Origin of the sequence: Acinetobacter sp. UBA991 (genome assembly GCF_002292065.1) — a bacterium.
Lineage (GTDB): Bacteria > Pseudomonadota > Gammaproteobacteria > Pseudomonadales > Moraxellaceae > Acinetobacter > Acinetobacter higginsii.
The window spans coordinates 1-12,986 of sequence record NZ_DBBF01000002.1 but is presented as its reverse complement, the minus strand read 5'-3'; the positions used below and the strand labels follow the sequence as shown (position 1 = coordinate 12,986).

The following is a 12,986-nucleotide window of genomic DNA, read 5'->3' as shown; positions in this document are numbered from 1 at the left end:
TATGCCGCATGTTGGTTATTTTTCAACCATATTGTGTAACAAAAAAAGAGAGCCGAAGCTCTCTTTTATGTCCAATCATTTACTGATTAGTGACGTGCTGCTTTTGCTTCTTCGACTGGTTTTACAATCGGTGTCTTTGGCAAAGGCTTTGGTGTATCTGTCAGTGCTAAAGGTAGAATTTCATCAATGCTTTTCACTGCTTTGATTTCTAATCCTTCTTTGACATTGTCAGGAATTTCAGCCAAATCACGGACGTTATCTTGTGGAATAAACACCAGTTTGATTCCACCACGGTGAGCCGCAAGAAGTTTCTCTTTTAAGCCACCAATACGCATCGCGCGACCACCTAAACTGGTTTCACCTGTCATCGCGATATCTGGACGAATCGGAATACCTGTAAATGCCGACACAAGGGCAGTGGTCAGGGCTAAACCAGCAGATGGACCATCTTTTGGCGTTGCGCCTTCAGGCAAGTGAACATGCACATCTGTTTCTTCAAAACGTGATGCTTCAATTCCCAATTCATCAGCACGCGTACGTACTACAGTCATCGCAGCGGTAATTGATTCCTTCATTACATCACCAAGTGAACCAGTAGTAATGAATTTACCTTTACCTTTGACTGCTGCAACTTCAATGGTAAGTAATTCACCACCGACAGAGGTCCAAGCCAAGCCATTAACACGACCCACTTGTGCTTCATCTTCTGCAATACCGAAGTCAAACTTATGTGGACCTAAGTATTCAGGAAGATTGGCTGAAGTCACGTCAATCTGTAAGTTTTTAGACTTCTTGCTCACCGCTTCTTTCACGACTTTACGGGCAATTTTAGACACTTCACGCTCTAAACTACGAACACCCGCTTCACGTGTATAACGTTGTACGATGTCGCGGATTGCCTCTTCGTGAACAGTCAATTCTTTTGCACGTAAACCATTGTTCTTGATCGCTTTTGGAACAAGGTAACGTTCAGCAATATTCACTTTTTCATCTTCGGTATAACCCGGAAGACGAATGACTTCCATACGATCCAGCAAGGCCTCAGGAATATTCATGCTGTTTGCAGTACAGATGAACATCACTTCTGAAAGGTCAAGGTCAAGATCTAAATAATGGTCATTGAACTTGCTGTTTTGTGATGGATCAAGTACTTCAAGCAACGCTGAAGCAGGATCACCACGGTAATCTTGTGCCATCTTGTCGATTTCATCGAGTAAGAACAATGGGTTCTTGACACCGACTTTCGTCAATGACTGCACGATCTTACCTGGCATCGCACCAATATAAGTACGACGGTGACCACGAATCTCGGCTTCATCACGTACACCACCGAGTGCCATACGGACAAACTCACGACCTGTTGCTTTTGCAACTGATTCACCGAGTGAAGTCTTACCAACACCTGGAGGACCAACCAAACATAGGATCGGACCTTTGAGTTTTTTAACACGAGACTGAACTGCCAAGTATTCAACAATACGATCTTTTACGTCATCTAAGCCGTAATGATCTGTATCAAGAATTTCCTGTGCTTTCGCAAGGTTAATACTGACCTTGCTGGCTTTATTCCAAGGCGTATCTAAAATAACTTCTAGATAGTTGCGAACAACAGCAGCTTCGCTTGAAGCAGGTTGCATCGCTTTCAGCTTACGAAACTCAGCTTCAGCTTTTTTACGTACGTGCTCAGGTAAATCTGCTTCCGCAAGACGTTTTTCAATTTCTGCAACGTCATCTTCCGCACCGCCATTCATATCGGAAAGTTCACGTTGAATGACCTTCATTTTTTCATTTAGAAAGTATTCACGTTGGTTCTTTTCCATTTGGCGTTTTACACTGTCATGCAGCGTTTGCTCAATTTGCTGTTCAGCAGATTGATTCATCAAATAGCTCATTAACTCTTGTAAGTGATCTTCAAACTCGTCGTGCTCTAAAAATTTTTGTTTCACTTCAATATTTAAAGGTACACGAGTTGCAACGAAGAACATCAATTGCAATAAGTCTTCGATTTTGTTTGCTGCTGCAACGAGTTCACGTGCATTACGTAGTTTCGCTTCTGCATATTGAGCGAATAGGGTACGTAATTCATTTAAGCGAGTCTCTTGGGTCTCTTCGTCCAAAGGTAATGTCATTGGGCTTAAATGATGTTCAGCTGTTAAGTATTCTTCTCCGTCAATAATGCGTTCTAACTTAGAACGATGTAGACCTTCAATAAGTACTTTAATGCAGTTTTCATCATTTTCATGATTGACTACTTGTACGATCTTAGCCACGGTTCCATATTGATAGAGATTATCGTGATCAATTTCTTCTGTGAGCGAATCTTTTTGCGCAACTACAAATACTAAATTGTCACTGTTACGAGCCACATCCACTGCATTGATCGATTTTTCACGACCCACGAATAGCGCGATTTGCATGTGTGGATACACCACAACATCACGTAACGCTAATAGTGGTAATACACTTGGAACCTGTGGCTCTAAGCTAGTTTCATTGTTTAAGATATATTCAGACATGGGCACTCCTAATGAGTGACAACGGTGTTGCCATGTTTTTTATAGTGATGTGCATTTGAAAAAATACAAGGGGGTAGGATTAGAAAATATAAAAAAAAGACTAAATTACTCAAGATTCATTGCGGAAATAAGAAAAAAAGCATGCTAAGGCATGAAATAATAAAACTTTTTAGGGCAAAGTAAGGCATTTAATGGTTGGTCCCATTTCTGCCTTAATAGTGGGGTGTCAACATATTGAAATGTGTGAGCAAGGCCAAGACGGTAAGGACGATGTTTGGCTGATGCCAAGGTTCGATCATAATAGCCGCCGCCCATGCCAATACGTGTTCCAAACTGATCACAAGCCAGTAAAGGCATAATGAGTAAGTCTAAATATGAAACATGTTTGCCACGACTTGCCATCGGCTCTTTCATTCCCAGGGGGTGATGGGAAAATCTCTTATTTAAATATTGTCTCGAGCTCACTTTTACCCAAACTAAATGCTGATTCATATTACAAATCATGGGCAAATAAACTTGTTTATTTTGCCTAAAACAAAGCTTTAACAGTTGATCGGTATGTACTTCACCAAAGGCATGTAAATAAAGTCCAATTTTTGATGCGGATTTAAATCGAGTAAATTGTCTAAGTTGAACCAAAACACGTTGTTCAGCTTTCTTTTGTTCGTAATGAGAGAGTTGTCTTCTTTTTGAACGGAGTTGTTTTCTTAATGTGTTTAATGTCTGACTCATAAGGTTTAAAAAAACTGTTTTGAGGTAAAGGCAATCATACCTGATTTACTGTCTGAATTCTAAAATCAAAGCTTTTTATACTTTTAAGTAAAATTAACAACTTATATATCAATCTGTATTTATTCTAACAAATATGGTTTTAATTATTTATTCCAATAATTAATGGGTGTTTGAGGTATTGAATATTATTTATTAATACATTAAAGAGTAATTACTCTATTTTTCATGTTCTTTATAAAATAAAACACAATAAAAACAAAATGAAACAAATAATTATTTTTATTATTTTAATCAAATATTTAATCAATTGTTTGTTTTGTGAATATGAGAAATATATCTCACTTTATAGATAAAAATGTTTATTCATACTTTACCAATTTCCTTGGTTTTATTAGCATCCGCGACTCTTTTTTTAGCACCGAACTAAAAATGCTCATTGGCATTTTTAGACCATCAATAACTGTAGTAATTATCTGAGAATTTTTATGAATAAAGTATATAAAGTGGTTTGGAATGCATCGATTGGCGCATGGGTTGCAACATCAGAACTCGCAAAAAGCAAAACAAAAACCAAATCAAAAGTTCTCAATTTATCTGCTGCAGTTTTAGTTGGGGCTGTTACTTTCTCTTCAAATGCACTTGCAGGGACAGTACTGGGGAATGGAAGTAGCACACCGAATAAATGTAATAATTCTGGCTCTGTAATTGTAGGTGGGGGCAATACCCAATCTTGTGCAAATAGTGATTTTGCTATTGCAGTGGGTAATGATGTGCAGTCAACAGGTAGAGGTTCAATTGCGATTGGTAGTGGCTCAAGAGCTGAGTCAAGACAACCGAATCTTGATGGTAAAGGGGCTATCGCAATTGGTAATGATGCAATTGCTTATGGGGATAATTCAGTTGCAATTGGTGGTCAAGCGAGTACAACAGAAGACTTTACAGTGTCTTTTGGGCATAAAAAAGGTGATCCTAAGTACTATCAAGGTAAAGAACAAGGTGCTTGGGAAGACGATAGATTTTTAAGAGTTACAAATATCGCAGAAGGTGTCAAAGATAATGATGCGGTGAATGTATCTCAACTTAAAAGTGCCGTAGCAGAAGCAAAAACACATTACGTTAGTATTAATGATAATGGCACGAAAGGTAGCAATTATGAGAATGATGGCGCTAAAGGTCGTAACTCAATTGCTGTCGGTGTAAATACAACTTCTAATGGCATAGAGGCAGTCGCGGTTGGCTCAAATGCAAAAGGCGTAGGTACTGGTGCAATTGCTGTAGGTAGTGCAAGCGAGACAGTTGGTAGTGGTGATGTATCGATCGGTCGTAATGCATCAACAAAAGGTGCGACGGGTAGCGCGTCTGGATATAGTAATCAGTCGATTGCAATTGGTGATCAAACTAAAGCAATCGGTGATCAATCCATTGCAATTGGCGCAGATGTAATTGCACGCGGTAACTCATCTGTTGCAATTGGTGGTGATGATGTTGATAAAATTGCTCGTGATACTGAATTAAGCCAAAAATACACCGAAATCACAGGCGGAAAGTTACAAGCTGGTAAATACCCAACAACTGAAGCAAATCATGGCTCTACTGCAGTTGGTGTTCAAGCTGTAGGAACAGGAGCATTTGCTTCGGCTTTCGGTATGACCTCTAAGGCGACAGGTGATGCTTCATCTGCTTTTGGTGTGATGTCAAATGCTGCGGGCAAAGGTGCTTCTGCATTTGGTGCTGTTGCACAAGCAACGGGTGATGGTGCCTCAGCAATCAGATCACAGATACTAAGACTGAGCTCAACAACACGATCAATAACACCAAAACTGAATTTAACACCAAAATTGACAACACTAAGACTGAGTTGGAAAACAAAGGTCTGAACTTTGCCGGTAATGCTGGTGCGGATGTACATCGTAAGTTGGGTGAGAAGTTAAATATCGTTGGTGGTGCTGATGCTGCAACAGCAGAAGACAAGACCAGCGGTGAAAACGTGATTACCCGTACCACAGCAGATGGCATCAAAGTTGAATTGTTGAAAGATGCGAAATTTGACAGCATCACCACTGGCGACACGGTATTAAACGACAAGGGTGTAACCATTAAAGATGGTCCGAGCATCACTAAAGATGGCATCAATGCGGGTGATAAAGTTATCAGCAATGTTGCAGATGGTTCAATTGCCAAAGGTTCAAAAGATGCAGTGAACGGTGGTCAGATTCAGAATATTTCTGACAGCATTAAGAACAGCATTGGCGGTAACACGACTGTTAATAAAGACGGTAGCATCAGCACCAATAATATTGGCGGAACTGGTAAAGACAACATCAATGATGCAATCAAGTCGGTAGATGACAAAGTCACTACAGGTGTTAATGATCTGACCAATAAAGGTCTAAACTTTGCAGGTAATGCAGGTGCAGATGTACATCGTAAGTTGGGTGAGAAGTTAAATATCGTTGGTGGTGCTGATGCAGCGACTGCAGAAGACAAAACCAGCGGTGAAAACGTGATTACCCGTACTACAGCAGATGGTATCAAAGTTGAATTGTTGAAAGATGCGAAGTTCGACAGCATCACCACTGGCGACACGGTATTAAACGACAAGGGTGTGATCATTAAAGATGGTCCAAGCATCACTAAAGATGGCATCAATGCAGGTAATAAGGTCATTAGCAATGTTGCAGATGGTGTGAATGGTAAAGATGCAGTCAATGTTGACCAGTTAACCAAAGTTAAAGATGGTTTAGATGGCAAGATTACTGATACCAATACTAAGTTGGATGATGCGAAGAAAGACTTGGGTAACCAAATCACGGACACCAACAACAAGTTAGACGATGCAAAGAAAGACTTGGGTAATCAGATTACAGATACCAAGACTGAGCTCAACAACACGATCAATAACACCAAAACAGAACTGAACACCAAGATTGATAACACCAAGACTGAGTTGGAAAACAAAGGCTTGAACTTTGCAGGTAATGCAGGTGCAGATGTACATCGTAAATTGGGTGATAAGTTAAATATCGTTGGTGGTGCTGATGCAGCGACTGCAGAAGACAAGACCAGCGGTGAAAACGTGATTACCCGTACCACAGCAGATGGCATCAAAGTTGAATTATTGAAAGATGCGAAATTCGACAGCATCACCACTGGCGACACGGTATTAAACGACAAGGGTGTAACCATTAAAGATGGTCCGAGCATCACCAAAGATGGCATCAATGCAGGCGATAAAGTCATTACGAATGTTGCTGATGGTTCAATTGCCAAAGGTTCAAAAGATGCAGTGAATGGTGGTCAGATTCAGAATATTTCTGACAGCATTAAGAACAGCATCGGCGGTAACACGACTGTTAATAAAGACGGTAACCATTAAAGATGGTCCGAGCATCACCAAAGATGGCATCAATGCAGGCGATAAAGTCATTAGCAATGTTGCTGATGGTTCAATTGCCAAAGGTTCAAAAGATGCAGTGAATGGTGGTCAGATCAAGAATATCTCTGACAGCATCAAGAACAGCATTGGTGGTAACACAACGGTTAATCCAGATGGCAGTATAGTAACCAACAATATTGGTGGTACAGGTAAAAACAACATCAATGATGCAATCAGCAATGTGAAAGACGCTGCAACTAAAGCGAAAACCACAGTGACTGAAGGCGACAACATCGTTGTTAAAGAGACAACCAATAAAGATGGTAGTACCAACTACGAAGTTTCAACTAAGAAAGACCTTAATTTAGACAGCATCACGACTGGTGATACGGTATTAAACGACAAGGGTTTAACCATTAAAGATGGTCCAAGTATTACCAAAGATGGCATCAATGCAGGTAATAAAGTCATTACCAATGTTGCAGATGGTTCAATCGCGAATGGTTCTAAAGATGCAGTGAATGGTGGTCAGATTCAGAATATCTCTGACAGCATCAAGAATAGCATCGGTGGTAACACGACTGTTAATAAAGACGGTAGCATCACGACCAATAACATTGGTGGAACTGGTAAAGACAACATCAATGACGCAATCAAGTCGGTTGATGACAAAGTCACTACAGGTGTTAATGATCTGACCAATAAAGGTCTAAACTTTGCAGGTAATGCAGGTGCAGATGTACATCGTAAGTTGGGTGAGAAGTTAAATATCGTTGGTGGCGCTGATGCTGCAACAGCAGAAGACAAGACCAGCGGTGAAAACGTCATTACACGTACCACAGCAGATGGTATCAAAGTTGAATTGTTGAAAGATGCGAAGTTCGACAGCATCACCACTGGCAACACCGTTATTAATAACAATGGTTTAACGATTAAGGGTGGTCCAAGTATCACAATTAACGGTATTGATGCAGGCGGTAAGAAAATTACCAATGTCGCTGATGGTGTTGATGCAAAAGATGCGGTAAATAAAGGTCAGCTTGATAAGCAAATCAATGATGTTAAAGACCAAATCGGCAAAGAAATCGGTGACTTGTCAGACAACGCTGTGAAGTATGACAAAGACAAAGATGGCAATGTTGATAAAAACTCTGTGACTTTAGGCGGTGGTGATAAAGGCACAAACCTGAAAAATGTTGCTGATGGTAAGGTTGAAGAAGGTTCTAAAGATGCTGTAAATGGTGGTCAGTTATGGGATGTTCAGAAGCAAGTTGATAAAAACTCAAATGATATTCAGAACATCAATAACAACATCAATAACATCAACAATGGTAAGTCTGGTCTAGTTCAGCAACAGACGCCAAATGGTGAAATTACCGTTGGTAAAGATACAGGCGGTACAAGTATCAATATGGCCGGTAAAGATGGTGATCGTGTGGTGCAAGGTGTTAAGGACGGTGAAATCAAAGCGGGTTCTAACCAAGCCGTGAATGGTGGCCAGATCCATAACATCTCGAACAGTATCAAGAACAGTATTGGCGGTGAGACGGTTGTTAATCAAGATGGCAGTATTACGACCAACAATATCGGTGGTACAGGTAAGAACAATATTAATGATGCGATTGGAAGTTTGAACCAGTCAAATCAAGAGTTGGGTAACAAGATCAACAACCTTGGTGATCAGTTACAACAAGTGTTCTATGACACCAACAAACGTATCGACAATTTGGAAGACAAAATGTCTGCGGGTATTGCTGCAACAGCTGCACTTGAGCAAGCACCTTATGTACCAGGTAAGTTAACCATGGCAGTCGGTGCGGCCTACTACAACGATCAAAATGCAGTAGGTGTGACGTTCCGTCGTACTGCCGATAATGGTCGCTGGTCATTGACAACGGGTGCTGCTTTAGGCAGCCAAGGTAGCCCATTAGTACGTATTGGTGTAAGTACAATTATTGACTAATTGCCTTCAATAAGGAGAGTCCTAGACTCTCCTTATCCAACAGATATTGTGAGTAAAGAAATGAACAAGAATATTCAAATTTTGATGATGGCAACTTTAGTCGGTTTAACAACAACCACTACTTTTGCACAAGAAGAAGTTGTGGCTCAGCAAGAAGAAATTAAGTTTCCAGCGGTTGAGAAAAGCTATTTAAAACAAGTACAGCGTTATGAATATGATAATGTTGCACGTTTAGACACAGGTCTGACCAAAGATCAAATTCGTCACATTTTGGGCCATCCTCAATTTAGCGAAGGCGTCTTCTTTGTAAAAACTTGGAATTATGTTTTAGATATTCGTCAGCCGAATAGCCAAGACTATTTACGTTGCCAATTACGTGTCGATTTCGATAAGAAGTATCTTTCAGAAAGATTGTCTTGGAAAGGTGAAGCGTGTGAAGGCTTAATGGCTTGGGGTGCTAATAATCAAGTTCCAAATGATGCCAATGTAAATGGTGCACGTTCAGGAAGTGTGTTCTTTGCATTTGATCGTTTTAATGCAGGTGCAATTGAACAAGGTTCTAGTTCTGTCGCTTCAATTGCAGAACGTATTAAACAAAGCAATTCGACAGGTCTAATTGTTGTTGCAGGTTTTGCAGATCCATTAGGTAAATTTGCTTATAACCAACAATTGTCATCAAAACGTGCCAACACTGTTGCGAAGCTGTTGGTTAATCAAGGAATTGATGCAAATCGTATCCAAATTCAAGCCAATAGCCAGACTGATTTATATCAACAATGTGCAGGTAATAAAGCAAATGCACAATTGGTTGGTTGTTTCGCACCAAATAGACGTGTCAATGTAACTTGGTAGAATACCTGAGAAAAAAGCCAGCATGTATGCTGGCTTTTTTTATTTTTGACATTTAGATACAAATATTAATGCGAAATTTGAACATAAATTTAGGAGGAGAATGTCAATTTACGTCATGTATCGACTTTTTTTGTATATAAATTTGCATAATGTGAAGATTATGCGATTTACTTTTTACTTGTAGTTAAAAATTAACTATTGATTTGTAATATTTAATTTTAGAAATAAAAATTAAAATTTTAATTTAAATTGGTGAATTGATAGATGTACAACATGTACTAATGTGATTTACATCTCATTTTAAAAAAGTTATTTTAATAGTAATAAATTACATTTCTTTAACTTAATAGACAGACTTGTACACATAAGTGAACACGTTGTAACTTTTATCTGCGTTTGGAAAAATATTATGAATAAGGTTTATAAGGTTGTATGGAACGCCTCATTGGGTGCTTGGGTAGCGGTTTCGGAACTTGCGAAAGGAAAAGTAAAAGGTAGTAATAATGGCAAGGTTGGGGAGGTTTCTAATCTAGAGGAGTCTAATGAAAAGAGCCACTCGGAAACAATAAATTTAAAGAGTTTATCACTAGCACTAATTACAGTTGTTACACCTACTTTGACTTATGCAGGTACTGAAGTTAGTGGAACCCCGACTAAAAGCGGGGCTAATATCACTAATATTAATACTTGTACAGCATCTGCGACTACTACAAATGGAGTAGCAATAGGATGTTCTAGTATTGCTGGAGCAAAGGACTCTGTAATTGCGGATAGATCCAATCCATATAATACTAGTACTAGTAACAGCAGAGTAACTTTTGATACTACATCTGGTGGTAATACTGCGATTGGTACAGGTGCTTCTGCTGGAAATGCAAATCAGGGATTAGCTACTGCTATAGGGACATACGCAACTGCAAATAATGTTGCTGCAGTAGCAATAGGTGCCGCGGCTTTATCGACAGGAAATACATCTTTATCAATTGGTCGTCAATCTGCTGCAACTGCAGATTATGCTCAAGCTATAGGTAATGTAGCTGCAGCAACAGGAACTGGTGCTCTTGCTATTGGCCATTCAGCAACAGCTACAGGTTATCGTGGTATTGCGATTGGTTCACCTGATATTGATAATGCTTCTGTAGTTGCTGGCCAAGCTGGGGCAGCATATCAAACTGTTGGGCAAACGAAAGCATCTGGGCGGGACGCAATTGCTTTTGGTGGTGGTTCTCAATCGTTAAAAGATGAAGGGATGACTATAGGGGCCTTCTCTGGTGCAACAGAACAAGGTGCAGCAGTGGTTGGTGTCCGTGGTGCCGCATTGGGACAACAAAGTTTATCTATTGGTAATGGTGCAACGAATGTTACAAGCGGTACAAATGCACCTATTCAATTAGCAACGTCTTTAGGGCAAGGTACAATAACTAATAAAACGGTCGGTTCTCGAGTTTTTAATGGTTCTAATACAGTAAAAGATACCCTAGGAGGGACTGCCGGTACGCTAACTGGAACAGTGGATGGTGTTGCAATAACAATTAATCAGGCTGCTGGAACTGGTAATGCAACGACAGGTACAGTTGGTGCGATTACTGGTGGATCATACAACGGACAAACTTTAACAGCAGAACAAGCGAATGCATTATATCAATCTTTAGGACACGGCGGGTCAGTCACATTAGGACAGCGTGCGATTGCTATTGGTACTGCAACAGCTGCACTAGCAAATAATGCCTTGGCTATAGGTAGTACATCGTTAGCAAGTGGAGAAGGTTCTGTTGCAATTGGTAGTGGTTCTATTGCAACAAAAACGGATGCTGTATCTATTGGGCGAGGAGCTGGTAGTAGTGTTACGTCAGGTGTTGCTATTGGAGCAGAGGCAAAAGTCACAGGTGATAATAGTATTGCATTAGGGCAAAAATCAGTTGCTTCCGCACAAACAGGCTCTTCATTTTTAACAAATGTAGGGGCAACAACACAAGGAACAATTTCAGTTGGTGATGGCACTAACAATGTTAAACGTCGTCTAACTAATTTGGCAGATGGTGCCGTAGACTCTGATGGTGTAACAGTTGCTCAATTAAAACAATTCAAAGTAATAACAGATAAGCAAGGTGCTGATACTGCTGCTGCTTTAGGTGGTGGTTCAACTTATAATTCAACGACGGGGGCAGTTACAACCCCAACTTATAATGTAGGTGGTACTACAAAAACGAATGTTGGTGATGCTATTACGAATATTGATAATCGTACAACTAGCTTAGAAAATCAGACATGGAAGTTAAACACCAATTCGGATACTGCTGCAGTCGTAGGTAAAGACGCAGAAGTTAAATTTATTGATGGCAAAAATATTAAGCTTTCTCGGACAGGAACTAGCATTACTATTGCAACAGCAGACTCTGTAAAATTTGATAGTGTTAATGCTGGTGGTACAGTTATTAACAACAATGGTTTGAGTTTTGTACAGGCAGATGGAACAACACCTGTTACCAATAGTCCAAGTATCAGTAAGACAGGCATCAATGCGGGTAACAATAAGATCAGCAATGTTGCGAATGGCGCGGTAACATCTGGTTCTAAAGATGCGGTGAATGGTGGTCAGTTACAAGGCGTAGCAGACAGTGTTAAGACCGCAATTGGCGGCAACACGACCATTGATGCAACGACGGGTGCAATCACCACAAGTAACATTGGTGGCACAAGCTCGAACACCATTGATGGTGCGATCACGAGTGTAAAAAGCACAGCAGACGCAGCTAAAACAACAGCAGATAAAGGCATCAACTTTGGTGGCACAACAGGCAAGAACAACTATGCGTTGGGCAGTGATATTAATGTTAAAGGCGACAGTAACATCACCAGCACAACAGTTGCAGGCGGTGTTCAACTTGGCCTAGCGAACAACATTACCATCGGTAGTGGTGCCGGAACGAACCCTGTAACGATTAATGGTACAACAGGTACAGTGAGTGGATTAACGAATAAGGCTTGGAGTGGTACAGCCACATCTGGTCAAGCAGCAACAGAAGACCAATTAAAAACTGTAAGCGATGTTGCGAACAATGCGAATAAGGGTTGGAAAGTCAATACTGGCGCTACAACTGGTGGAACCGTATCAGGTAATGCTTCAACGCAGGTTTCCCCAGACCAAGAAGTGAAGTTTATTGCAGGTAAGAATGTTGCAATTACACAAAGCGGTAAGGATATTACCGTTGCAACCAGTGATAACCCTAACTTCACGTCTGTTTCAACGGGGAATAGTAAATTAGATAACAGTGGTTTAGTTATTAAAGATGCGGCTGGTGGCCTAAATGTAAGTAAAGATGGTGTCAAATTTGTTGATGCTGATGGTGTGACACAAACAACAAACACACCAAGTCTAAATAAGACAGGCATCAATGCGGGTAACAATAAGATCAGTAATGTTGCGAATGGCGCGATAACATCTGGTTCTAAAGATGCGGTGAATGGTGGTCAGTTACAAGGCGTAGCGGATAGTGTTAAGACCGCAATTGGCGGCAACACGACCATTGATGCAACGACGGGTGCA

7 protein-coding genes are annotated in these 12,986 nt (G+C 40.4%); 5 read left to right on the top strand and 2 right to left on the bottom strand.

Annotated elements, in window-relative coordinates; genetic code table 11:
• Nucleotides 1-86 precede the first annotated feature (86 nt).
• Both lon and B2727_RS00170 read right to left on the bottom strand, forming a co-directional pair.
• Entirely contained in the window at nucleotides 87-2,516 is a 2,430-nt protein-coding gene (lon, locus tag B2727_RS00175; RefSeq protein WP_005202342.1) for an endopeptidase La, read from the bottom strand.
• Between the two features lie 144 nt (nucleotides 2,517-2,660).
• Nucleotides 2,661-3,248: a 5-formyltetrahydrofolate cyclo-ligase gene (locus tag B2727_RS00170; protein ID WP_005202345.1), complete on the bottom strand. Its 588-nt coding sequence runs from the start codon at nucleotides 3,246-3,248 to the stop codon at nucleotides 2,661-2,663.
• Nucleotides 3,249-3,733: 485 nt separating this feature from the next.
• Between B2727_RS00170 and B2727_RS20015 the strand changes: the two genes are divergently transcribed.
• The 5 genes from B2727_RS20015 to B2727_RS00150 all read left to right on the top strand — a co-directional run.
• Nucleotides 3,734-5,125: an ESPR domain-containing protein gene (locus tag B2727_RS20015; RefSeq protein WP_005323050.1), complete on the top strand. Its 1,392-nt coding sequence runs from the start codon at nucleotides 3,734-3,736 to the stop codon at nucleotides 5,123-5,125.
• On the top strand, nucleotides 5,107-6,624 hold the full coding sequence (locus B2727_RS20010) for a hypothetical protein (RefSeq protein WP_005323051.1): 1,518 nt from the start codon (nucleotides 5,107-5,109) through the stop codon (nucleotides 6,622-6,624). The genes B2727_RS20015 and B2727_RS20010 overlap by 19 nt, the downstream gene beginning before the upstream one ends.
• Nucleotides 6,539-8,587 (top strand): YadA-like family protein, encoded by a 2,049-nt coding sequence (locus tag B2727_RS20005; RefSeq protein WP_374755508.1) that lies wholly within the window; start codon nucleotides 6,539-6,541, stop codon nucleotides 8,585-8,587. Before B2727_RS20010 ends, B2727_RS20005 begins: the two co-directional genes overlap by 86 nt.
• A 60-nt stretch (nucleotides 8,588-8,647) precedes the next feature.
• On the top strand, nucleotides 8,648-9,439 hold the full coding sequence (gene tpgA, locus B2727_RS00155; protein WP_005323053.1) for a trimeric autotransporter adhesin/peptidogylcan-associated protein TpgA: 792 nt from the start codon (nucleotides 8,648-8,650) through the stop codon (nucleotides 9,437-9,439).
• A 409-nt stretch (nucleotides 9,440-9,848) separates the two neighbouring features.
• Nucleotides 9,849-12,986, top strand: a 3,138-nt coding sequence (locus B2727_RS00150; RefSeq protein ID WP_291345765.1) for an ESPR-type extended signal peptide-containing protein, incomplete at its 3' end; no start/stop codon positions are given.

What these genes read in the sequence shown, in the direction of transcription:
- lon (WP_005202342.1), bottom strand. Translation starts at nt 2,516, where the DNA reads ATGTCTGAATATATCTTAAACAATGAAACTAGCTTAGAGCCACAGGTT.
- B2727_RS00170 (WP_005202345.1), bottom strand. Translation starts at nt 3,248, where the DNA reads ATGAGTCAGACATTAAACACATTAAGAAAACAACTCCGTTCAAAAAGA.
- B2727_RS20015 (WP_005323050.1), top strand. Translation starts at nt 3,734, where the DNA reads ATGAATAAAGTATATAAAGTGGTTTGGAATGCATCGATTGGCGCATGG.
- B2727_RS20005 (WP_374755508.1), top strand. Translation starts at nt 6,539, where the DNA reads ATGGTGGTCAGATTCAGAATATTTCTGACAGCATTAAGAACAGCATCG.
- tpgA (WP_005323053.1), top strand. Translation starts at nt 8,648, where the DNA reads ATGAACAAGAATATTCAAATTTTGATGATGGCAACTTTAGTCGGTTTA.